Source organism: Desulfosporosinus sp. FKB (genome assembly GCF_002196705.1).
Classification (GTDB): Bacteria; Bacillota; Desulfitobacteriia; order Desulfitobacteriales; family Desulfitobacteriaceae; genus Desulfosporosinus.
Genome location: NZ_NADJ01000040.1, coordinates 332,492 through 354,532, shown reverse-complemented (window position 1 = coordinate 354,532; position 22,041 = coordinate 332,492). Strand labels below are relative to the sequence as shown.

Genomic DNA, 22,041 nt, shown 5'->3' with positions numbered 1-22,041 from the left:
GATGCCCGATAAATGTGATTTTAGATATTTCTTGGGAAGAAGACTCTGTTAGTGTCGAAGTACGAGATAAATTAACTGGGTTGTTAGAACGGGCAATTCAGGAAGGAATACGTTCCGCCGCGGGACCGGAAGAGGCGGAGGTAAGTTTGATATTGGTTGATAACCAACGGATTCACGAATTGAATCGAGACTATCGAGGAGTTGATCGTCCAACAGATGTTCTCTCCTTTGCTCTTCAAGAGGAAACAGATGAGGAGCCCGATGCAGAATTCGAAGACGATATGCTTGGAGACATTGTTATCTCAGTTGAGAGAGCACGAGAACAAGCGATAGAATATGGGCATTCCTTGGAGCGGGAAATTGTCTATTTAGCGGTCCATGGCACGTTGCATTTATTAGGTTATGATCATGAAGATGATGCGGACAAGCAAGAGATGCGGGCCAAAGAGGAAGAAGTAATGGCTGCTATAGGTTTAGAACGATAGGCATTGAAAATGCTTGCTTAAAAGACGGAGGAAAGCATGGGGAGATATCAAAGATCGGGGTTTTGGCGCAGTTTAAATCAAGCGAAACGTGGGATATGGTACACATGTAAAACACAGGGTCACATGCAGTTTCATATTGCAGCCGGAATTTCTGTTTTGTGTTTAGCTTGGTGGATTGAGGTTTCCCGTTCGGAGTGGATGATGCTTATTTTTGCTATTGGCAGCGTTATCAGCGCAGAAGTTATGAATTCTGCACTGGAAATTGTTGTGGATCTGGTTCAGCCTAATTTTGATCCTCTTGCCGGTATGGCTAAGGATGTTGCTGCGGGCGCTGTCCTTGTGACAGCAATTCAAGCGATTGTCATTGGGGCGATTGTTTTTTGCCCGCGTTTTTTTTGTATGGCGAGCCATTTCTTTTAAAGTTTCTCCAAGTGTGGGGCGGGAAGTTCTCGCCTCAGCATTTATCTAATCGTAAGACTTTTAGCTGAATGAGTTCACAGAGGATTCTTTTTCGAGGAGCTGTTAATGACTTTGAATCAGTTTGAATCTCAGCCGTCAGTAATTCAGGAATCAAGTATCCCGCCTCAAGTAAGAGAAGAGCTTGTCAGTATGGCTGAAGCAGCCTATAGACAAGCCTATGTTCCTTATTCACATTATCCCGTTGGTGCGGCGGCACTGTTTTCTTCAGGAAAGATTTACAGCGGCTGTAATGTTGAGAATGCCAGTTATGGTTTGACAATCTGCGCTGAGAGAAATGCTGTTTTTCAAGCTGCAGCTCAAGGGGAGCGTGAGCTGAAGGCGATTGTTGTTGCAGTTCCGACTGATGAGTTCCCATCTCCCTGTGGTGCTTGCCGGCAGGTAATTCGTGAATTTGCCAGGGATTGTCTGGTGATTTTGGTCAATGGCCGGAGGGAGACTCGCTGGACGACTTTAGGGAGGCTGCTGCCGGAGTCGTTTGGGCCGGATTTTTTAGCGGGACTTGAGTGACACAGCGCTCGGTCGTACGTTCGCAGAGCAAACTAACGTTCAAGCGACTGGCTTTGGGGAGCGGGGTTCATCCTTCGGCGATAGCAATGTTTTAAGGAACCCGCCTACGGCGATAATCTCCACCGGAGATTATCGCGCCATAAGCGCCGTCCATGGCGCTATGGCGGCGGCGCACGTCCTATGCGCCGCCCCGTGTCTGGGGTCAGTCGCTTTCACGAAGTTTGCTGGGCTGCTAACGGAAAGACCTCGCGCTTGCGTCACTCTGCGTCCTGGTCTTGGGAACGGGGAGACGGCTTGGGGGACGGCATATTTCATGTGCACCGTCTGAAATGGAGATGTTTTTCAGATGAGGAAGTTAGTCGATTAGTATAAGGTTTTACCCGGGCTGCTACATAAAGACCTCATGCTTGTGCTGCTCTGAGCCTTGAATTTGGGAACAGAGTGATGAATTAAGGGATTGCATTCTTGCAGTGCCGTTTGGGTTTGGAACAGAACATTTACTTTTTAGGGAATATTCTACAATTTGTGATTGCAAAGCACGAACTGAATAGATGCTACATCTAAGGGTTATGGTAAGTATAGAAGAAAGAACTAAAGTTTAAGAATAGGGAAGTGACTTAACCGTTGGTTTCAATAACTTCGAAAGAATTCCGTTCCGGTTTCGTCTCAGTAATTGGTAGGCCGAATGCGGGAAAATCTACATTGCTTAATCATTTGTTAGGGCAAAAGGTGCTGATTATGTCTGATAAGCCTCAGACGACACGCAATCGTATTCAATGTATTTTAACGGAGGAACGGGGGCAAATTGTTTTTCTGGATACTCCCGGGATACATAAGCCTAAGCATAAATTAGGGGAATATATGGTCGGCGCAGCGAAGGAATCGATGCGCGAAGTGGATGCTATTTTGTATATGGTTGATCTTTCCTCGGAGTTTGGTTCTGGGGAAGAGTACATTATTGAGATGCTTAAGCATACTAAGACACCGGTTGTGCTGGTTTTGAATAAGGTTGATTTGTTGGATAAGGAACAATTGCTGCAAAAAATTCAGCAGTTTTCTTCTTTGGCTGAGTTTAAGGCAATAGTTCCTATTTCAGCGAAAACTGGGGAGAATACGGATGAGCTGTTGAAAGTTATTTTTGATCTTTTGCCTAAGGGGCCGATGTATTATCCTGAGGACGAGGTCACGGATCAGCCGGAGCGGTTTATTATGGCGGAATTGATTCGGGAAAAGGTTTTACAGTTGACTCGTGATGAAATTCCTCATTCAATTGCTGTGGTGATCGAAGAGGTTCATGAGAAGAAGACTTTAGTTAAGATTCGGGGTTTGATCATTGTTGAGCGTGAATCTCAAAAAGGCATTATTATCGGTGCCAAGGGAAAACAGCTTAAGGAGATTGGAAGTTTAGCCCGTCAGGACATTGAGGCTTTGCTGGGAAGTCCAGTGTTTTTGGAGCTTTGGGTTAAAGTGAAGAAGGATTGGCGTAATCGAACCGATAGTTTGCGTAATTATGGGTATGGGAAGGAGCGGGATGAATAAAATGAGTGAAGTTAATTTAGCGAGTATGATTGATCATACGCTTTTAAAGCCGCAGGCTGCTGAAAAAGATATTGTTGCTTTATGTCATGAAGCGCAGGAGCATAAGTTTGCAACGGTTTGTGTGAATCCTTCCTATGTTCAGACAGCGGCTAAGCTTTTGTTTGGTACGGGAATTGGTGTGGCTGCTGTTGTTGGTTTTCCTCTGGGGGCTACCTTTACAGAAGCAAAGGTTTCGGAAGTTTATATGGTTAAAGCTCATGGGGGCAAAGAGGTCGATATGGTTATTAATGTTGGCTGGGCTAAGTCCGGCAAGTGGGACGCGGTTGAACGGGATATTGTTCGTGTTGTCGAAGCCGCCCATGCCTGCGGGCTTTTAATCAAGGTTATTATTGAGACTTGTTTATTAACGGATGATGAGAAGAAAACAGTGGCGGAGATTGTTAAACGGTCTGGTGCTGATTATATTAAGACTTCGACGGGGTTTGCCGGCGGGGGAGCGACTGTTGAGGATGTGCGAAATCTCAAAAATTGGGTTGGGGAAAATGTTAAGGTAAAGGCTTCCGGGGGGATAAGGACCAAGGAGTTTGCTCTTCAGTTGGTAGAGGCCGGCGCGGAGAGGCTGGGGACGAGCGCGGTACTTCAGTGAGGACTTGTATGAGGGACTTGTATGACAGAGCGCTCAGTCATACGACGCAGAGCAAACTAGCCGTTCAAGCGACTGCTTTGGGGAGCGGGGTTCCCACCATAAGCGCCCTCCGTGGCGCTATGGTGGCGGCGCACGTCCTGTGCGCCGCCCCGTGTCTGGGGTCAGTCGCTTGAACGGAGTTTGCTAACTGCTTACGTAAAGACTTCACGCTCTTGTCATACTGCGTCCTGGGCTTTAAGGTCGGGGGAACGACGGGGATGTTAGGGAGACGGCACATCATGTGTGCACCGTCTGAATTGGGGATTTACCGGATGGTTCTCTTGTCATACTGCGTCCTGGGCTTTAAGGGCGGGGGAACGACGGGGATGTGAGGGAGACGGCACATCATGTGTGCACCGTCTGAGTTGGGGATTTACCGGATGGTTCTCTTGTCATACAGCGTCCTGGGCTTTAAGGTCGGGGGGACGGGGGGGTTGTGAGGGCGGCTGCACATAATGTGGGGACCGGCTGAATTGGGGATTTACGGGATGGTTCTCTCGTCATACAGCGTCCTGGGCTTTAAGGGCGGGGGGACGACGGGGATGTTAGGGAGACGGCACATCATGTGGGCACCGTCTGAATTGGGGATTTACCGGATGGTTCTCTTGTCATACTGCGTCCTGGGCTTTAAGGTCGGGGGAACGACGGGGATGTTAGGGAGACGGCACATCATGTGTGCACCGTCTGAATTGGGAATTTTCTGGAGGGTTCTCCCGTCATGCAGCATCCTAGGCTGGGTCAGAGGACAGATGGGAGTATTTTGATAACTGCTCCCCAAGCACTGTTGGAGTTGAGTTGCCTTCAGTTTGCAAAGGTAGTTATGTTTATTCTGATCCTGAGGCTATTCCCTGCTGGTTTATCTTGGTCATGTCTTGCAATCGGTGTTGGCTTAGTGTGTTAAAAGGACCGTCCCCCGTGTTCAAAAGGACCGTCCCCCGTGTTCATGTATAGTTGCCTTAGAGATAACAAAGAATAGAAAGGGTTGAGGGCGTGGCCGTTTATCATGCGGACGCGTTGGTGATTCGGAGCCGAGAATATGGAGAATCGGATCGGGTGCTCACGCTTTTTTCCCGGGAAATGGGGAAGATTCAGGCTGTTGCTAAAGGAGTGAGAAAACCTAAGAGTCGTCAAAGGGCTGGGGCGCAGTTGTTTACATATGGGGATTTTTTAATTCATAAGGGCAAGAGCTTAGATACGGTGAGCCAGTGTAGTCCGAAGGAAAGTTTTTCTTACCTTTGGTCAGATCTGGATCGTTCTTTGGCAGCTTCGGTTATGGCGGAGCTTTTAGATATTTCGACGATTTCGGGGCAGCCTAATACTGAACTTTTTACCCTGACACTGACTTGTTTATTTCTTCTTGAACAGTATGAAACGTCTCTTTTGCTTAGTGCCTATGCTCTGCGTTTGATGGTCATATTAGGATATCGGCCTCATTTGGGTGATTGTGTGGAGTGTGGGGAGATGTTACAAGGTGAACGCTTGTTTTTTAGTTCTGAAGCAGGTGGAACGCTTTGTGGACGATGCAGGGAGAGTTATTCCGGGCGGATGGTTCGGGCGGGCAGTATTGCCTTTATGCGTCAGTTGATTCAGGTTGATCTTTCTAAGCTTGACCGGCTGCGTTGGGCTGCGTGGATGAGGGAGGAGGTTCTGGAGACATTGCGGCATTATTTGGAGCATAAGTTTGAAAGGCCTCTTAAATCCTGGAGATTGGGAAACACTATTAGTGATGGCTTAGAACGTCATATCCGATCTTTTAACGGAAAGGAAGGAAAAGAATTTGAGTGAAGCGTTGTGGTCGGAACTTGAGAAGATGGATATTTTACGGGAACGTATGGGCATCGGATACGAGGAAGCCCGTGCTGCTTTGAATTCGGCTCAGGGTGATGTGGTAAAGGCCTTGGATTCTTTAGAGAGAGAACGACATGAACACGATAGGATAAAGATATGTGAGGGGATTCCTGATCGCGGGGAGGAACTGTGGGATAGTATTAAGGCTAAAATGAAGGAATTTAATCAGACGAAGATTAATCTGAAGAGAAATGACACGACGGTTTTAAGTCTTTCGGCTCCCTTGGGGGTGGCTTTAGCCTACTCGGTTTGGAGAAAACCCAGTTTGCGGATGGTAGCTCTTGTTGGAGCTGTCGGAGCAGCGTTGAATCATTTTCATTTGGAAATTGATTCTGTTGACAAGCCCTCGATCTATAATGATGAAGGCTATAATTTCGTAGCGAGAGAGGATTAAAATCCTTAGGTAAAAAATGCCATAAACGTTTGACACAATTTTATTTACAGCATATAATTATGATTAATTAACCTGAGAATGCGATGATGGGCAGGAAGTTTGCGGAAATCTCCTTAGAGAGTTCGGGAATGGTGGAATCCGAATGAGATGGCAAATGGGGCGGCTCTGAGCGTTAGAAAATTAAGAGGACCCTTTGCTTGGGTCAAACAGGGTGGAACCGCGGGAACAAGCTCTCGTCCCTGTAGCCGTTATGGCTGCGGGAGTGAGTGCTTTTTTATTTGCCGAAATTCCTTCAGCTTAACAACTTTATTCTTAACCTAGGAGGCTGGACTATGAAATTTCAAGATTTAATCCTGACCCTTAATCAGTTCTGGGGGGAACAAGGTTGCATTATTGCTCAGCCCTATGATGTGGAAAAAGGGGCTGGCACGATGAACCCTTCTACTTTCTTACGTGCCCTTGGGCCTGAACCCTGGAATGTGGCCTATGTTGAGCCATCCCGTCGGCCGACGGACGGACGCTATGGCGAAAATCCGAATCGTTTGCAACACTATTTTCAATACCAAGTTATTCTCAAACCTTCGCCGGACAATGTTCAAGAGTTATACCTGAATAGTCTGGAACGTATTGGTGTTAATCCCAAGGAACATGATATCCGTTTCGTGGAGGACAACTGGGAGTCGCCAACTATGGGTGCTTGGGGCCTGGGCTGGGAAGTCTGGCTTGACGGCATGGAAGTGTCCCAATTTACCTATTTTCAGCAGTGCGGGGGGATTGACTGTAAACCTGTCTGTGCTGAAATCACCTATGGCTTAGAGCGGCTGGCTACCTATATCCAGGATAAAGACAGTGTCTACGATATCGAATGGGTCGGAGACGTAACCTATGGAGATATTTATTTGCAGAATGAGATTGATTATTCCCATTACAATTTCGAAGTGGCGGATATTGAAGCGTTACAGACTTGGTTTGATATGTATGAACGTGAAGCTAAGAGAGTCGTGGAGAAAGGGCTGGTTCTGCCTGCCTATGACTATGTTTTAAAATGTTCGCATACCTTTAATCTTTTAGATGCCCGCGGAGCCGTCAGTGTTACTGAGCGCACCAGCTATATCGGGCGGGTACGAGCCCTTGCCCGTCTTTGTGCACAGGCTTATGTGGAACAGCGAGAAAAACTGGGCTTCCCTTTGCTTAAGAATAATTCCCAGAAAGAGGTGAAATAAAGTGGCAAAGGACTTTTTGCTGGAAATCGGAACAGAAGAAATCCCGGCTAAATTTTCCCCGGGTGCTATGAAACAATTAGAAGAACAAGCAAGTAAGCGTTTAGAGGAACTTCGCTTAAGCTATAGCAAACTGGAGATTTATGCCACACCGCGGCGGCTGGCCCTTTTAGCAAGGGATCTTCAGGATAAGCAGGAAGATTTGTTGACAGAGGTTAAAGGCCCTGCTGTGAAGGCTGCCTATGATGCCAAGGGGGATTCCACAAAAGCTGCTCAAGGTTTTGCTAAAGGCCAGGGTGTAACGGTGGAAGATTTGTTTGTCCAAGAGGTTAACGGTGTGCCTTATGTATTTGCCCGCAAGTCTGAAATAGGTGTGGAAACCGCGACACTTTTGCCTCAATTAGCTCAAGACATGATTCATGCCCTGCATTTTCCGAAACCTATGCGCTGGGGAGACTTGGATTTCCGTTTTGCACGTCCGATACGCTGGCTCGTGGCGCTTTATGGCACCGAGATCGTTAATTTTGAATTTGTGGGTCTGGAGTCCGGCCGCAGTACACGGGGACATCGCACTTTAGCAAAAGACTCTGTTCTAATAGAGAATGCTTCAGATTACGGCGAGGTTTTGCGCAAGGCTTATGTCATTGTAGACCCTGCAGAACGAAAAGAGACAATACAAACACAAATCAAAGCCCTTGCGGAAAAGGTGGGCGGGGAGGTTCCTGACGATGAAGAGCTTCTCGAGGAAGTCATCCATATCGTAGAATATCCTACCGCTTTGTTGGGTGAAGTCGCGGATCGTTACATGCATTTGCCTGAAGCAGTCATTACGACGCCTATGCGCGAACATCAGCGTTATTTTCCTGTTCGATCCAAGGAAGGGAAACTATTGCCTTACTTTATTACAGTGCGTAATGGTGATGCTTTTGCTTTGGATGTCGTTAAGGCCGGCAATGAAAAAGTTTTAAAAGCTCGTTTGGAGGATGCCGCGTTTTATTATCGAGAAGATCAGAAGGTGCCGCTGAGTGAGCTTGTTTCTAAGCTGAAGAAAGTTGTCTATCATGAAAAACTGGGTACCGTCGAGCAAAGGGTAGAACGTTTGCGCAGGCTGTCTCGTTTTATCGCCGAAACATTAGGCTATGCCAAACCCCTTACGGGGGATATTGACCGCACGGCCTATTTGGCAAAGGCCGACCTTGTTACCTTAATGGTCAGCGATTTTCCTGAACTTCAGGGTATTATGGGCGCGGATTATGCAAGGGCGAACGGTGAGAATTCAGTGGTATGTCAGGGAATTTTCGAACATTATCAACCTCGCTTTGCCGGTGACAGTTTGCCGGTATCTGAAGCAGGACGCGTCGTCAGTACTGCGGATAAACTGGATGCCATCGTTGGAGCCTTTGGGATTGGAATTCAGCCGACGGGTTCCCAGGATCCTTATGCCTTAAGACGTCAAGCACAAGGGATTGTGGCAATACTCTTAGAGTCCGGCTGGAACCTTTCTTTGACAGAGCTTCTGCAGGAAGCATATCGTTCCTTTGGGGAGCAGGGAACTTCGCTGCTGCCGCTGGAGGAGATCATGAAGCTCCTGCAGGACTTCTTCCAACAACGGTTAAGGTTTGTGCTCCAGGAACAGGGACTGCGTTATGATACTGTGGATTCCGTTTTGGCTCAAGGCGGAGACCAATTAAACCGTGTTCTGCAAAAAGCACAGGTACTTGCGGAAAAACGTGAAGAGGAAGGCTTTGTATCTTACCTTCAAGCCTATACCCGTTGTTTCAATCTGACGAAAAAAGAATCTGAACAAAAACTAGACCCTAATTTATTGGTTGATGCGAGCGAAGTGGCTTTAGAAAAAGGGATTGCTCAGCGCCGAGAACGTTTTGCCAAAGCCCTGAATGATGGCAGCTTTGAGGAAGCGTACCAATTGGCCGGAGAGCTTGTTCCCTTGATTGAAGCTCTCTTCCAAGCAGTCATGATTATGGTTGAGGATGTGAACTTGAAGAACAATCGACTCGCCTTGTTGGGAGAATGCGTTAAAATGTTAGGGTGCTTAGGTGAATTGAGTGTTTTAGCTTAAGATTCAATGTTATAAGTGCATCAATGGCTTTGCTTTTGCTATGGCTCGGTAAAGCCGGTTTCCTTTGGATTAAGGACTTAGGGATGGGGCTCGTCGCTCCATCCTTAGCTTTAATTAAAGTAAATATATGATTAATCGGATTGGATTAATGACCGGGAAATAACTTTAACAAAAGTGTTTTGAGTGAGATCCTGCTTTTCCTTCAGATATGTCCGACTTAAACTATGTTTTCTGATCGCTGTTTCCTAGTGACGATTATTTGTTTTAAGCTTTTTAAATAAAAGGATATTCCAATTAAACAGGTTAGGTAGTTATTGCGATAAAATATAAACACTATCTAGTAAATAGATTATATAATGTGGTATAATTGTACGCGTAAACCTCATTTAGTATGTCACATTAAAGATTGAAAGAATCATTAAGAGGTGAGATGGGTTGGAATGGACGGAACGTCAACAGCGAATTGTGGAGATCGTTAAAGAAGCAGGATCCATAACCGGTGAAAAAATTGCGGAAAAGCTGGATTTGACGCGAGCCACCCTCCGCCCGGATTTAACTATTTTGACGATGTCCGGGGTCTTAGTGGCCAGACCGCGTGTCGGGTATTCGTACCGAGATGATCTTGGACCATCCCCGATGATGGAAAGGCTGCTTCAATTAAGAGTTTGTTCTTTTAAGTCGATGGCGGTAACTATACCGGAAAGTGCAAGTATCTATGAAGCAGCTGTGACGATGTTTACACAAAACGTTGGAAGTCTAGCGGTTGTTGGGTCGGAGCGGGTGCTCTTGGGAATGATTTCACGTAAAGATATCCTGAAAGCGTCTCTCGGCAAGGGAGATCTTCAGCAGGTTCCAGTCGGGGTTATTATGACAAGGATGCCCAATATTTTTATGACGACTCCGGATGAACCAGTGTATAGTGCAGCCAAAAAGCTTGTTCAGCATCAGGTTGACAGCTTGCCGGTTGTTGAAAGTTTCATTGACGAAAACGGAGAAGAATGCTATGAGGTTGTAGGGCGTTTCACAAAGACTAATGTAACGAAACTCTTTGTGCAGATTGCTGAGACAAAAGCATAGAGGCAATGACTATGAGCGATCAAAATGGGTGAGATTGGTCATCTGCTATATTGGGTATTCAGAGTTTGGGTTGCGATACATATCCAGAGATCAGGAGTAGGCGGGGTCTTTATGAAAATCAGGAATAAGACGGAGGTGTAGTCGTGTGGACGTAACGGGCCCAATGCCTGTAATCTATGTAATTTCAGATGCCCTCGGTGAAACGGCCGAGTTTGTAGGTCGAGCGGCTGCAGCACAATTTGTCGGTATAAAAACTCGAATCCGAAGGGTTCCCTATGTACGGGATGAAGCGCATCTGGAGGAAATTTTAGAAGAAGCTGTGGCGGAAGAGGCTATTCTAGTCTATACCTTGGTATTGAAAGGTCTTAGAGATTATTTAGAGCGAAGAGCGGCTGAGAGAGGACTGAAAACGGTGGATATCTTGGGCCCCCTGATTGAGGCTCTTTCTAAGCAGACGGGTATGGAACCTACTCATACTCCTAATATTATTCATCGTTTGGATGAGCAGTATTTCCGGAAAGTTGAGGCCATTGAATTCGCCGTCAAATATGATGACGGGAAAGATCCCCGCGGAGTTCTTTATGCGGATGTAGTATTGATTGGGGTTTCTCGAACCTCCAAGACTCCTCTGAGTATGTATTTAGCTTATAAAGGACTTAAGGCAGCGAATATTCCGTTGGTTCCGGAAGTAATTCCTCCGGATGAACTTTATGCAATATCGCCGCGGAAAATAATTGGTTTGACTCTACGGCCAGAACTTTTGAACCAGATACGTACTGAGCGCTTAAAAACTCTCGGTTTAGGTGCTTCGGCAGATTACGCAAACCTAGAGCGAATTATGCAGGAACTAGAGTATGCGCGGGGGATTATGAAGCGTATAGGCTGTCCAATCGTTGAGGTAACAGGCAAAGCAGTTGAAGAAACTGCGAGCATCGTGTTAGAAATATTGTTTAAGGGGGAGCGAAATGGCTAAGAAGTATGTTTATTTATTCCGAGAAGGGAAAGCATCCATGCGCGACTTGTTGGGAGGAAAAGGCGCTAACTTAGCGGAGATGACCCAAATTGGGCTGCCGGTGCCTCCAGGATTTACACTTACCACGGAGGCTTGCAATGGGTATTATGCCAACGGAGAAAATGTTCCGGATGGGACTTGGGATCAAGTTTGGCCGGCCTTGGCTGAGGTTGAAGCAGCGACCGGAAAGCTCTTTGGCGATAAGAAAAATCCGCTTCTTGTTTCGGTAAGGTCTGGAGCAAAGTTCTCCATGCCGGGCATGATGGATACCGTACTTAACCTTGGTTTGAATGATGATACTGTGGAAGCCTTGGCTGTTAATACGCAAAATGAGCGCTTTGCCTGGGATTGCTATCGTCGTTTTATTCAAATGTTCGGCGATGTGGTCCTTGAGGTTGAACATTACTTATTTGAACAAATATTAGAGACTGCTAAGGATAAACAGGGAGTTCGTTTTGATTCGGAGCTTTCCCCCGAAAGCCTTAAATGGATGGTTGGCGAGTACAAAAAGCAAATTCTTCGCAGTACAGGAAAGCCTTTTCCGATGGATCCGAAAGAACAGCTGCAACTGGCCGTGTTAGCCGTTTTCCGAAGCTGGAATAACGACCGGGCCAATGTATATCGTATCATTAATAATATTCCCCACGATATCGGAACGGCTGTTAACGTACAGTCCATGGTCTTTGGCAATATGGGATCAGATTCAGGAACCGGGGTCGCTTTCACACGCAATCCTTCGACCGGGGAGAAGGCTTTATACGGGGAATACCTGATGAATGCCCAGGGTGAAGATGTGGTAGCAGGGATACGTACGCCCCAGCCTATCGTTACCTTAGCCCAAGAAAACGAAAATATTTACAAACAATTCGTAGAAAATTCCCAACGTCTCGAGTCTCATTATCGTGATATGCAGGATATTGAATTTACCATTGAACGGGGCAAGTTGTATATGCTGCAAACCCGCAATGGGAAAAGAACGGCTTCGGCAGCTATCCGAGTGGCAGTCGATCTCTACCATGAGGGTATGATTTCGAAAGAAGAAGCAGTCATGCGCATAGAACCTCAGCAACTGGATCATCTGCTTCATCGCAGGATGGATGGTGAAGCAAAACTCCAAATTCTGGCCAAGGGTCTTCCGGCTTCACCAGGTGCCGCTTCCGGCAAAATCGTTTTTAGCGCTGAAGAGGCAGAACGTTTAGGACAATTAGGCGAAAAGGTTATTCTTGTCCGTACTGAAACAACCCCTGATGATATCCGCGGAATTTTGGCGGCTCAAGGAATTTTAACCAGCCGCGGCGGTATGACTAGTCATGCAGCGGTAGTATCCCGTCATATGGGAAAACCGGCTGTCTGCGGCTGTGATGCTTTAAAAATTGACTATGCCCAAAAGCTGGTTGCTATCGACGGTGTTGAATATCCTGAAGGAACTCTTTTCTCAATTGATGGGGCAACAGGCCGAGTCATTAAAGGCGAGGTTAAAATGGTTGATCCGGAATTAAGCGAAGGGTTTAAAGAGTTCTTAAGCTGGGCTGATGAAATTTCTCGCTTGAAAGTTATGGCCAATGCTGATACTCCGACCGAAGCAACTAATGCCCGGAATTTTGGCGCCGTGGGAATCGGCCTTACGCGAACCGAGCATATGTTTATGGATCCTGAACGGATTCCCATCGTGCAGGAAATGATCCTGGCTCAAACTTTGGAAGAACGTGAAGTTGCTCTGGCTAAATTACTGCCTATGCAAGAAGAAGACTTCTATGGTATTTTAAAAGCGATGGAAGGCTTCCCTGTAACCATTCGTCTCTTGGATCCACCTTTGCATGAGTTTTTGCCGCACTCTGAAGAGCTGATTGTTGAGATTACGAAACTTCGTATGTCTAAGAGTGACCTAAAAGCTTTAAATGAAAAAGAGGGTTTATTACGCAAAGTCCGTGCTCTCTCCGAGCTTAACCCCATGTTAGGCCATCGCGGCTGCCGTTTGGGAGTTTCCTTCCCCGAAATCACAGTGATGCAGGCAAGAGCCGTTTTCCAAGCCAGTGCGCGCCTGGTCAAGGAAGGTTATGATATTCATCCTGAGGTCATGATTCCGCTGACTATGGGCAAAGAAGAGTTTGTGATGATGCGCAAACTGGTTGACGATACGGCTCAAGCGGTAATGAGTGAACAAAATGTTCAAATTAAATATCACGTAGGAACTATGATCGAGGTGCCGCGGGCTGCCCTTCTGGCAGATGAAATCGGTAAAGTGGCCGACTTCTTCTCCTTTGGTACGAATGACTTAACCCAGATGACTATGGGCTTATCCCGTGATGATGCTCAAGGTAAGTTCCTGCCCGTTTATCTGGAAAAGAACCTCCTGAAATCAGATCCTTTCGTCGTACTTGACCGCGACGGAGTTGGGAAGTTAATTGATATGGCTGTGAAACTCGGCCGAGGTTCTAACCCGGATATTAGTTTGGGAATTTGCGGTGAACACGGTGGGGAGCCGAATTCTGTGGAATTCTGCCATCTCGTAGGCTTGAATTATGTTTCCTGTTCTCCGTTCCGGGTTCCGATTGCACGTTTAGCAGCTGCTCAGGCCGCGGTTAGCAACAAGGACCTATCGAAGTAGTATGGTATAAATACTTAGGTCGAAACTATGACAGGATTAATATGCTGAGGCCTTGAAAGACTTGTATGGATCTACAAGAGGGTAATGTCTCTTAATTTACGAGACATTACCCTCTTATTAATTCCAAATCTTAGACCATTCTTATATATAAAAGAGCTATTCAGGATGTGCCATATTAGCATTTTTCAGATTCCCGCATTTAACGTTAATGATTCAATTGTAGCTCTGAGAAATATTTTTTCTGCGATAAATGCTTGATATGATCCCAACAGTTGCTGAATCAATGATAAGCTGTGAACCACTATAACTTATAAAAGGTAATCCCAAGCCGCTTATTGGTGCCAGCCCTAAATTCATAGCTATATTCCATAAAAACTGCATTGCTAGAATAGATATGAAACCACTTATTAATAACTTCGCATAATTATGCTTTACTTGGCGCGCTATATTCGCAATACGAATTAGAAATATAAAAATAAAAGTAATAAGTAAGATGCTTGCAATCCAACCAAAAGTATAGGTGATAAAGGCGAAAATGAAATCTGTATGGAGATCGGGTAATACATGGGGATCGAAGGTGAGCGTTTGTCCCCAAAGCCCTGAATTTGAAATTATTTTATTCAACTGGATGTTTAAATACCCACTTCCTAGTGGATCTGCCGCAGGATTTGAGAATGCAAGGATTCTTTCTAATCCTCGAGGTTCAGTAACAATAGATAGGATAAGTAAAGTCATAAATGAACCAACTAATACGAAGAGTTTTTTAAGTTTTGCACCTGATACTATCATAATAACTATACTGGCTATGCTATATATAAATCCCGTTGAAATTGGAGGACGTGCCTTTAAAATTAAAATCAATGGTACTACGAATAAGACCAAACCTTGCAGGAGTTTAAAATTGTTGTCCCAGTCCCATTTATTAAAGATTCCGGATAAGGCCACCATAAATAGTAATGGGCCAATTGCTACAACGTTAATGTTAAATGGACCTAGAGTTAACCAACTCTTACTACCATTTGCTTGATTTCCCCATAAAATAGTAAAAGTAAGAATTAAAAGGGTTCCTAGATAAATATATTTGGAATATCTTTCAAGCTTTCTATAATCAAAAAAGTACAAACCGATAATTGAAATTAAACTCATAAATGAAAAGAGTAAACTGTTTCCAAATATTTGGATATGATAAGTAAGAAACCCCTTTCTCTGGATTAAATACAATGCTAATAATCCTATAGATATAAAAAGAAAGGAAAATAGTAAGACGCTCCATTCAGGCTTCGGTTTATGAACTTTATTCAGCTGTTTTCCGACAATGTCAGCATCCCCCATTTGAGCAAGTGCCTTCTCGACAGCTTCCTTTTCGGAAAATCCTTGTGATAAAAGTTCTTCTGAAATTTCTTGGATATGAGCTTCAAGTTCCAGTTTTACATCTTGATGAATGTCACGAAATCTTATTTGTGAGCATACCCCGCTTATATAATCTTTGATTTTTTTATTGGGATCTAATTCCATGCAAAAACCTCCCCCGTTAAAATCTTATCGACCGTTGAACGGAATATATCCCATTCTTGCTGTTTTTCTTTTAATTCAGATTTTCCTTTGGTGGTTAGACGATAGTATTTCCTTTGTCTGCTGCCTTCGTTACCCCACCAGTAAGATTCAATCATATTTTTTGACTCTAATAAGTGGAGAATAGGGTAAAGTGTCCCTTCTTTAAAACTAAAGATACTGTTTGATTCCTTTTCAATTTCTTTAATCATTTGATAGCCATACATAGGCTCACGGTTCAGCATACTTAAAACTAAAACTACTGTAGTACCTTTAAGCATTTCATTATTTGTCTGCATAAATTCACTCCTTCTTTCAAAATACATCGCCCATATATGCATCGAGTATCTAGGTATTATTATAAGAAGGTTTTCGCTATTATGCAATAGTATAGATAATAATTAATATGCCACAGCTTGCTAGTGTGTTGAGTTATTAGTTAGGAACGATCGATATTAAGGATTTATCCGGATATACATAGGAAGTTTATTTATATATTGATAAATGGTACAATATGTATATTATAATTAGGGGTTGGTGCGATGCCAGAAATCAGCATATTCTACGGTATTAGAATAACTATGAATTGGAGTGATCATGTTCCTCCACATTTTCATGCAGAATATAACGGAAATCACGCATTGATTGACATTATTAATGGAAGAGTTCTCGAAGGTGGATTTCCGAAAAGGCAGTTAAAGCTTGTCCTTGCCTGGAATGAAATCCACAGAGACGAGCTTATGCAAAACTGGGAATTAGCTAGAGCAATGGAATCCTTGAATAAAATAGCTCCGCTTGTATAGAGGTGAAAGATTTATGAACTATTATCCGGAAGTAATTCAGGTTATTCCTACCGAAGAATATAAGGTATATGTTTATTTTGATGATGGTAGTATTAAATTGTTTGATGCAAAAGAATTAGTTAGCAAGGGAATCTTTAAACAGTTAAGTGATAAAGGGAAATTTGTGAGAACGTGCAGGGTATTAAATAACACCTTAGCTTGGGATATAAAAGGCAGTTTTGACGAAACAGAGTGTTTAGATCTTGATCCTTTAGAACTTTATAGAACTTGTCCTGAAGTCGAGGAACCTGTCGGTCTATTTAAATAGCTATCGGAGGCACAAACCACTTTCTTCTTGTTCGTAGTAACTTGTTCAGAATGTGGCTGGAGTTAACGGCTGCAAGAAGTGTTCCAATATGCCAAAAGATGAGATAGGTCTTTTTTGATAGCTGCTGCTCAGGCGACCGTTTGCAACAAGGGGCAATCAAAGTAAGGCCGGGAACCTAATTTTTCAAGTCAAATTGAACGGATATTCTATATAAAAGTGGTTTAGAGGCTGAAGAAGGGACTGGGAGTTTGACGGGAAAGATTGAAAACTATTATTTTAAAGGATAAGACAATTTTTAAAGGATGCATACCTGCTCCAATGAACAAAGAAATCCAATTTGTGGTATACTATAGGCCTAAAAAGTAAGGGGGTTAGTGCCCATGATGTATCCATATATGACTTTGGCGGATGAAACTGAAATAACACATTCTCACCTCATTGAAGAAGATGGCATGCAGTGTTTGGAAGTTCATTTCGAGCGTCCGAAAGAAGGCGGATTTGATGTGGCCAGATGTGCGTTACCTGCTTATACTTGGATAAAGAGAGACGGATTTTCAGATAAAGAGATTGAGAACTTTAGCCAATTCCTGCATAGCAATGCTCATCTCTTGTATAAGTATGCTGCTGCGGAAGGTATCCAGATTGCCTAGTTTGTTTCGTATTGGCGAATAACTGGTGTATTTTTGGTCGAATGAAAATAATGAGGCGATTCATGTTCATGTCGGAAAAGGAAAGCCGAGTGCTAATGCTACTAAGATATGGCTAACAGCCTCCGGTGGATGTATCATTGCTAATATATGGAAGCAGGATACCTCAAAAAGAGTTGAATGAGTTATCCGATATTATCGCTGCCCAATATTTCATGATTTGCGCAGAGTGGAAGAATCATTTTAAAGTTAACGATATTAAATTCTATTGCTAAAAGTGTTCCGTAATAGTGAAAAATGGGATTGGTCTTAAAGTGTTTGCTGTCGCCCAGGCAGCGGTTATCAATAAGGACCAATCAAAGTAAGGCATATGTAAGCATTAATATAGGTGCCAAAGCCTTATATACATGGTTTGTAGGCAACTGTAAAAATATAGAGAAGGGTACTGTCACCAAATCTTTAGGGGACAGTGCCCTATTTTTATTGCCGGCTAATTTGCTATATTTTATTTCTTGAGGGAAGGAAACCCCTGGTATTAGTTTCGAAATATAGATTTATGATACTCAACAGAGTTTCTAATCCGATGGAACAACGGGTTTCAAGTGACTGATAAATATAAAGCCTTTAAAAAGATTTTCTAAAGATTGGAACCAAATCCACTTAGTAAGTGTATTATTAGTGAGTCCTTAAACAAGGGGGGAATCGTTCATAAATGCCTAGTGCAGAGATAGAATTAATTCGGAGATGTAAAAATCATGATGAGGCGGCATTTGCAGAACTCTATCAACAACACATTCAATTTGCCTATGGGACAGCACTGATTCTGGTGAAAAACCCGAATGTTGCTACGGATGTCTGTCAAGAAGCCTTCTTAAAGGTTTTTCAGAACATAAAGCGCTTTCGAGACGGTGAACCATTTCGGGCATGGTTTTATCGCATACTTATTAATGAAGCAATGCGCTTGACGCGAAGGATGATAAGATGGCCAATTCCAACGGACAAAATTCCCGAAAAATGGTCGCCTTCAGCAAACAATCCAGAAACTGCAGCTGTAAGTAAAGAACTGTGCATTGAAATCTGGGAATCAGTACAAAGGCTCTCACCTAAATTGCGAGTACCCTTAGTACTTCGATATTATGCAGACCTAAGTGAAGATGAAATTGCAAAAACGCTACATATTCCGTTGGGCACTGTAAAATCTCGCCTGAATAGAGGACGGGAAGGGTTGCGAAGGATTTTCCCTAAGACAGTGGAACTATTAGGAGGTGTCTATCATGACTGAAAACTTTGTTAGAGCAGGGCTTCATAGGGCTGTAGACGGTATTGAGATACCACAACATTTGTGGGCGAGTATTCAAAAGAAGCATGTATTTAGACGAAATAGGCGACTATATCTACGTAGAGTTGGTTTAATGGCCACAGTGCTATTAATAGCTATTGCGATACCACTTGGTTCGATAACTTCTGCGTTTGCAGATGATGCTGAGAAATCTTGGCTTCTGAGAAATGGGGTGGGTACGTTTACAATAACGTTTGTGCAAAATATTGGTGAGAAGGTAGCAGAAATAACCCCTGACCTGTTCATGCCAACAACGCTTTCCCATGCAAAACAAATTGCTAAAATCCCAATCAAACTTCCAACCTACCTTCCGGAAGGAATAACTATAAACGATGATACTCCTACTTTAGTCGGTCGTTTCGGATCGGCTGAAACGGTTGCGATCAGGGTTACCCAGAAATTCCTTACCCTGGATGGTTCAGGAAGAACAATTTCTGCAGAGTCTGAATTACTAGATATCAGGGAAACAAGTGCAACTGACGTAACTATGGTTGGTTCTGACCAAGGATATACTGTAGAGAAGGTAAAAATTGGTGAAAACGATGGTTTAATTGTTTTGCAAACAAAAAGCTCTTTACCTCTTTTTATCAACTGGTCTGATGGTAGGTATTGGTTCAGAATTTTTTGCAGTAGCGCTGATCGAGACACGTTAATAAAAATAGCCGAATCCATGAGGTGATTTCTTGTCATGGTTCTCTGGATTCTTAGTTGCAGTTCTTAAAAGCATGAAGGTAAAGTGATAAATAATTAAGAAATTATAATGTTGCAGTATGGATATTTTGACATTAATAAATAAGTGAATATAAATAGTTTTATAGTGTTCCAAAATAGTAAAAAAGCTAATTGGTCTAAAATTGAACGGATATTCTATATAAAAGAGATAAACTCAAGCTCTAATGGGCTTGAGTTTATCTCTTTTATATGTGAACGGTGGTTTAGAGGAATAAGTTATGCTATTTTGTCAAGACAAAGAAGGTTCTGCTGAGATCGAAGATGTTCTTTGTATTTGGTTTAATTTGCTTATATTAAGATTGAATAATGAATCAAAATAAGTATCAACTTGCAAGTTGCTGCGAGAGATTGAAATTCTAATTATAGCAAGCTTTTTGTCTGTGAAACATTATTGGTTTAGTTTACACTCTTAATATAGGTTTATCCCTGTTGCAATCGAATTAATTCATCTTAAGGAGGGCTCCTATTGTTTAACGATTTTATTAAGCACTATAACATCATAAGGTCAATACTTAGGGATGTCTTCCTTTATGGATGTTTTTCAAGAGAAGGTTTAGGGGAAAAGAGAAAGCTTAGTTCAAGGAAGATAAGTTATGAAATCAGAAGAATACAACAGTATGTTGAAACTGAATTTATAAAGACGGATAGAGATGGGTACTACGTTGAACAAAGCTTAAAGGACTATGCAAGGTATGAGAGAAGAATGGATTTGGCATTAAGGGATGATTTTCAATACAAAAATCTACATTTTCATCCTGTCATTGAGGAGCAGGTACTCTGCCAAATATTAAAGGCAATCCATGAAAGAAGATATGTGAGACTAGATTATATTCTTCCGGCAGCCAAAACGAAAGTTGATAATAGACCGTTGTTGAAACCGTATAAAATACGGTATGACATAAGCTGCGGGAGATTTTATCTAGTGTCCTATGATTTGCAGAATAGGTGCATAATATCCAGGCTTGACAGAATAGATTCTATAGAAGTTTGCAAGAATACATTCGAAAAGGGATATCTCGAAGAGTTTTATAGCCGAAGTATAAAGTACAGCTGGTCTAGCGTGCCTTTGGCTGCTTGCCGAAACCTATAGAGAAACCGCCCAGAGGGATATTGATTCTCTGAAAAAGACGATTGTTGATACAGCACAGCGTTACCGCAACGCCAGCGCCGCCATTAATGTCATGGATGAAAACGGTGATACCCTCGGGGCACGCTTTATGCTCTACCAGATCGAATCTCAAGGGGACGGCTACAACTGGCGGTGTTTGGGGCAATACGTCAACCCCGGTTTTGGAAAGCCGATCATTCAGACCATTAAATGGACTGTCGCCAAAGAAGGCGGAAATGTCCGAATCGCTGTCCTGCTGCCCCTAACGGGGGATCTGGCCCATGACGGCCAAGAAATGCTCTCAATTCTCCGCTATGCTGCCGAGCACTTTAACCAATATGCCGAGTCCTGCGGCTCTGATCTCCATTTGGAACTGGTAGTGGAAGATACGGCCGGCGACCCGGATAAAGCAGCGGCGGTAATCAAGAAAACTCTGAGCCAAGGCATCAAGAACATTATCGGCTTGATCAGCAGTTCGGAATTGGCTGAAGTCAAGCCGCTCGTTGATGCCGCAGGCGCAATCGTCATTTCCCCGACGTCATCGGCACCCTCTTTAAGCACGAAAGACCGCATTTACAGGCTGGTGCTGAATGATGCCGCTCAAACCAAAGCCTTGGCCAAACTGATGCAGCAGGACGGCAAAAAGAACGTCGTGGTCCTCTATCGCGACGATACTTATGGTCAGGACTTAGTCAAGAGTTTTCAGAGCAATTTTCAAGGAAAGGTAACGCCTTTGGCCTATAATCCTGCTCATCCGGATTTCTCCGCTTTGTTGCAGCAAGCTGGGCAGACCGTGCAAAAGGGTATCTCCTCCGAAACGGCCGTTTTGGCTGTTTCCTATGATGAAATTGTCACTGTGCTCAAAGATATTCCGGCAGATAGCACCTTGCTGAGAGTTCGCTGGTACGGTTCCGACGGCTCAGCCTTGTCCCATGCGCTCCAGGCTGATCAGGAAACGGCTGCCAAAGCGGCTCAACTCAGCTATACGGCGCCGGACTATACGCCTTACGGCGACTATTTTACCCCACTCTATGCGGTGCTCAACAACAAACTACAGCCGGCCGAACCGTCTAAAGAAAGTTCCGTCAGCGTCTTTGACGGTCTATGGCTTTTGGGCTGTGCTTATCTGGAGAAGGGGACATCCGCAGACATACAGGAAATCAATAGCTATGTTGGCAAGCATGCTTTTTGCGGCCTTAGCGGTGTACTAGCCTTAGATGAAAACGGCGACCGTCGTTTTGGTTATTACAAATTCTATCAACTATACACGGTAATATTTACTTCGGTAAATAAAACCATCATCGAATCTCAGAAGTGCAAAAAAAAGAATTAACGTTTTAAACATTAGAACAAGGGGACAGGGTGTGGGTGATTTGAAAATGATCAATGAGCATATTGAGAATATAAATCACAGCATAATCTCACACAAGATCATGGCTTCTATATGAAACTAATTATTTTCTATGTAGTTACGAACGGATAGAAAATCTGAGTGAGACTATTGACTCTTTGAACTAATATTGGTACCATGATTAGCAAAGAAATTTATGTGAATTCTAACTCGATCTCTTTTGATCTATCTTAAGGGATAAGAGGTTCACTTTGTAACGGATACATTT

23 protein-coding genes are annotated in these 22,041 nt (G+C 43.7%); 21 read left to right on the top strand and 2 right to left on the bottom strand.

Annotated features, from left to right (window positions below; translation table 11 throughout):
* Positions 1-14 precede the first annotated feature (14 nt).
* The 13 genes from ybeY to ppdK all read left to right on the top strand — a co-directional run bounded on the left by ybeY (position 15) and on the right by ppdK (position 13,935).
* Positions 15-485: an rRNA maturation RNase YbeY gene (ybeY, locus tag B5Y67_RS23220; protein WP_088228751.1), complete on the top strand. Its 471-nt coding sequence runs from the start codon at positions 15-17 to the stop codon at positions 483-485.
* 36 nt (positions 486-521) lie between these two features.
* Positions 522-905: a diacylglycerol kinase family protein gene (locus tag B5Y67_RS23215; RefSeq protein ID WP_088228750.1), complete on the top strand. Its 384-nt coding sequence runs from the start codon at positions 522-524 to the stop codon at positions 903-905.
* 105 nt (positions 906-1,010) lie between these two features.
* Positions 1,011-1,472 (top strand): cytidine deaminase, encoded by a 462-nt coding sequence (locus B5Y67_RS23210; RefSeq protein ID WP_088228749.1) that lies wholly within the window; start codon positions 1,011-1,013, stop codon positions 1,470-1,472.
* Between the two features lie 624 nt (positions 1,473-2,096).
* The gene (gene era, locus B5Y67_RS23200; protein WP_088228747.1) at positions 2,097-3,011 is read left to right on the top strand and encodes a GTPase Era; all 915 of its coding nucleotides are present in this window, start codon (positions 2,097-2,099) and stop codon (positions 3,009-3,011) included.
* 1 nt (position 3,012) lies between these two features.
* Complete coding sequence (deoC, locus tag B5Y67_RS23195) at positions 3,013-3,657, top strand: deoxyribose-phosphate aldolase (protein ID WP_088229060.1); 645 nt, start codon at positions 3,013-3,015, stop codon at positions 3,655-3,657.
* A gap of 494 nt (positions 3,658-4,151) precedes the next feature.
* Entirely contained in the window at positions 4,152-4,460 is a 309-nt protein-coding gene (locus B5Y67_RS23190; RefSeq protein ID WP_088228746.1) for a hypothetical protein, read from the top strand.
* Positions 4,461-4,686: 226 nt separating this feature from the next.
* Positions 4,687-5,481, top strand: coding sequence for a DNA repair protein RecO (gene recO, locus B5Y67_RS23185; protein WP_088228745.1), 795 nt, complete (start codon positions 4,687-4,689; stop codon positions 5,479-5,481).
* Positions 5,474-5,938: a DUF4342 domain-containing protein gene (locus tag B5Y67_RS23180; protein ID WP_242976093.1), complete on the top strand. Its 465-nt coding sequence runs from the start codon at positions 5,474-5,476 to the stop codon at positions 5,936-5,938. The genes recO and B5Y67_RS23180 overlap by 8 nt, the downstream gene beginning before the upstream one ends.
* Positions 5,939-6,270: 332 nt before the next feature.
* Positions 6,271-7,161, top strand: a complete 891-nt coding sequence (glyQ, locus tag B5Y67_RS23175; RefSeq protein WP_088228744.1) for a glycine--tRNA ligase subunit alpha — start codon at positions 6,271-6,273, stop codon at positions 7,159-7,161.
* Position 7,162: 1 nt separating this feature from the next.
* Positions 7,163-9,238 carry a glycine--tRNA ligase subunit beta gene (gene glyS / locus B5Y67_RS23170; RefSeq protein WP_088228743.1) on the top strand — a complete coding sequence of 692 codons (2,076 nt, stop codon included), beginning with the start codon at positions 7,163-7,165 and terminating at the stop codon, positions 9,236-9,238.
* A gap of 435 nt (positions 9,239-9,673) precedes the next feature.
* The gene (locus tag B5Y67_RS23165) at positions 9,674-10,315 is read left to right on the top strand and encodes a helix-turn-helix transcriptional regulator (protein ID WP_088228742.1); all 642 of its coding nucleotides are present in this window, start codon (positions 9,674-9,676) and stop codon (positions 10,313-10,315) included.
* Between the two features lie 163 nt (positions 10,316-10,478).
* On the top strand, positions 10,479-11,288 hold the full coding sequence (locus B5Y67_RS23160) for a pyruvate, water dikinase regulatory protein (RefSeq protein ID WP_088229058.1): 810 nt from the start codon (positions 10,479-10,481) through the stop codon (positions 11,286-11,288).
* Positions 11,281-13,935, top strand: coding sequence for a pyruvate, phosphate dikinase (gene ppdK, locus B5Y67_RS23155; protein ID WP_088228741.1), 2,655 nt, complete (start codon positions 11,281-11,283; stop codon positions 13,933-13,935). Before B5Y67_RS23160 ends, ppdK begins: the two co-directional genes overlap by 8 nt.
* A 213-nt stretch (positions 13,936-14,148) precedes the next feature.
* Here the strand turns inward: ppdK and B5Y67_RS23150 are convergent, their stop codons facing one another.
* Both B5Y67_RS23150 and B5Y67_RS23145 read right to left on the bottom strand, forming a co-directional pair.
* Positions 14,149-15,450 carry an FtsW/RodA/SpoVE family cell cycle protein gene (locus B5Y67_RS23150; RefSeq protein ID WP_088228740.1) on the bottom strand — a complete coding sequence of 434 codons (1,302 nt, stop codon included), beginning with the start codon at positions 15,448-15,450 and terminating at the stop codon, positions 14,149-14,151.
* Positions 15,441-15,785: a PadR family transcriptional regulator gene (locus B5Y67_RS23145; RefSeq protein ID WP_088228739.1), complete on the bottom strand. Its 345-nt coding sequence runs from the start codon at positions 15,783-15,785 to the stop codon at positions 15,441-15,443. Before B5Y67_RS23145 ends, B5Y67_RS23150 begins: the two co-directional genes overlap by 10 nt.
* Before the next feature lie 243 nt (positions 15,786-16,028).
* On the opposite strand from B5Y67_RS23145, the gene B5Y67_RS23140 reads away from it, so the two are divergent.
* From B5Y67_RS23140 to B5Y67_RS23105, 8 genes are all read left to right on the top strand, one after another.
* Positions 16,029-16,289, top strand: a complete 261-nt coding sequence (locus tag B5Y67_RS23140; RefSeq protein ID WP_088228738.1) for a DUF4160 domain-containing protein — start codon at positions 16,029-16,031, stop codon at positions 16,287-16,289.
* 13 nt (positions 16,290-16,302) lie between these two features.
* Entirely contained in the window at positions 16,303-16,596 is a 294-nt protein-coding gene (locus tag B5Y67_RS23135) for a DUF2442 domain-containing protein (protein ID WP_088228737.1), read from the top strand.
* A 380-nt stretch (positions 16,597-16,976) separates the two neighbouring features.
* Complete coding sequence (locus tag B5Y67_RS23130; RefSeq protein ID WP_088228736.1) at positions 16,977-17,246, top strand: hypothetical protein; 270 nt, start codon at positions 16,977-16,979, stop codon at positions 17,244-17,246.
* A 25-nt stretch (positions 17,247-17,271) separates the two neighbouring features.
* Positions 17,272-17,427 (top strand): DUF4160 domain-containing protein, encoded by a 156-nt coding sequence (locus B5Y67_RS26070; RefSeq protein WP_242976092.1) that lies wholly within the window; start codon positions 17,272-17,274, stop codon positions 17,425-17,427.
* A gap of 528 nt (positions 17,428-17,955) precedes the next feature.
* Complete coding sequence (locus B5Y67_RS23120) at positions 17,956-18,525, top strand: sigma-70 family RNA polymerase sigma factor (RefSeq protein WP_088228735.1); 570 nt, start codon at positions 17,956-17,958, stop codon at positions 18,523-18,525.
* Complete coding sequence (locus tag B5Y67_RS23115) at positions 18,518-19,261, top strand: DUF4367 domain-containing protein (RefSeq protein WP_088228734.1); 744 nt, start codon at positions 18,518-18,520, stop codon at positions 19,259-19,261. The genes B5Y67_RS23120 and B5Y67_RS23115 overlap by 8 nt, the downstream gene beginning before the upstream one ends.
* Positions 19,262-19,780: 519 nt before the next feature.
* The gene (locus tag B5Y67_RS23110) at positions 19,781-20,404 is read left to right on the top strand and encodes a WYL domain-containing protein (RefSeq protein WP_088228733.1); all 624 of its coding nucleotides are present in this window, start codon (positions 19,781-19,783) and stop codon (positions 20,402-20,404) included.
* A 127-nt stretch (positions 20,405-20,531) separates the two neighbouring features.
* Complete coding sequence (locus tag B5Y67_RS23105) at positions 20,532-21,755, top strand: penicillin-binding protein activator (RefSeq protein ID WP_170932785.1); 1,224 nt, start codon at positions 20,532-20,534, stop codon at positions 21,753-21,755.
* Positions 21,756-22,041 lie beyond the last annotated feature (286 nt).

Coding starts and splice junctions, on each gene's coding strand:
- B5Y67_RS23215 (WP_088228750.1), top strand. CDS start 522: ATGGGGAGATATCAAAGATCGGGGTTTTGGCGCAGTTTAAATCAAGCG.
- B5Y67_RS23210 (WP_088228749.1), top strand. CDS start 1,011: ATGACTTTGAATCAGTTTGAATCTCAGCCGTCAGTAATTCAGGAATCA.
- deoC (WP_088229060.1), top strand. CDS start 3,013: ATGAGTGAAGTTAATTTAGCGAGTATGATTGATCATACGCTTTTAAAG.
- B5Y67_RS23190 (WP_088228746.1), top strand. CDS start 4,152: ATGTGGGGACCGGCTGAATTGGGGATTTACGGGATGGTTCTCTCGTCA.
- glyQ (WP_088228744.1), top strand. CDS start 6,271: ATGAAATTTCAAGATTTAATCCTGACCCTTAATCAGTTCTGGGGGGAA.
- B5Y67_RS23160 (WP_088229058.1), top strand. CDS start 10,479: ATGCCTGTAATCTATGTAATTTCAGATGCCCTCGGTGAAACGGCCGAG.
- ppdK (WP_088228741.1), top strand. CDS start 11,281: ATGGCTAAGAAGTATGTTTATTTATTCCGAGAAGGGAAAGCATCCATG.
- B5Y67_RS23150 (WP_088228740.1), bottom strand. CDS start 15,450: ATGGAATTAGATCCCAATAAAAAAATCAAAGATTATATAAGCGGGGTA.
- B5Y67_RS23145 (WP_088228739.1), bottom strand. CDS start 15,785: ATGCAGACAAATAATGAAATGCTTAAAGGTACTACAGTAGTTTTAGTT.
- B5Y67_RS23140 (WP_088228738.1), top strand. CDS start 16,029: ATGCCAGAAATCAGCATATTCTACGGTATTAGAATAACTATGAATTGG.
- B5Y67_RS23135 (WP_088228737.1), top strand. CDS start 16,303: ATGAACTATTATCCGGAAGTAATTCAGGTTATTCCTACCGAAGAATAT.
- B5Y67_RS23130 (WP_088228736.1), top strand. CDS start 16,977: ATGATGTATCCATATATGACTTTGGCGGATGAAACTGAAATAACACAT.
- B5Y67_RS23120 (WP_088228735.1), top strand. CDS start 17,956: ATGCCTAGTGCAGAGATAGAATTAATTCGGAGATGTAAAAATCATGAT.
- B5Y67_RS23115 (WP_088228734.1), top strand. CDS start 18,518: ATGACTGAAAACTTTGTTAGAGCAGGGCTTCATAGGGCTGTAGACGGT.
- B5Y67_RS23105 (WP_170932785.1), top strand. CDS start 20,532: ATGCTCTACCAGATCGAATCTCAAGGGGACGGCTACAACTGGCGGTGT.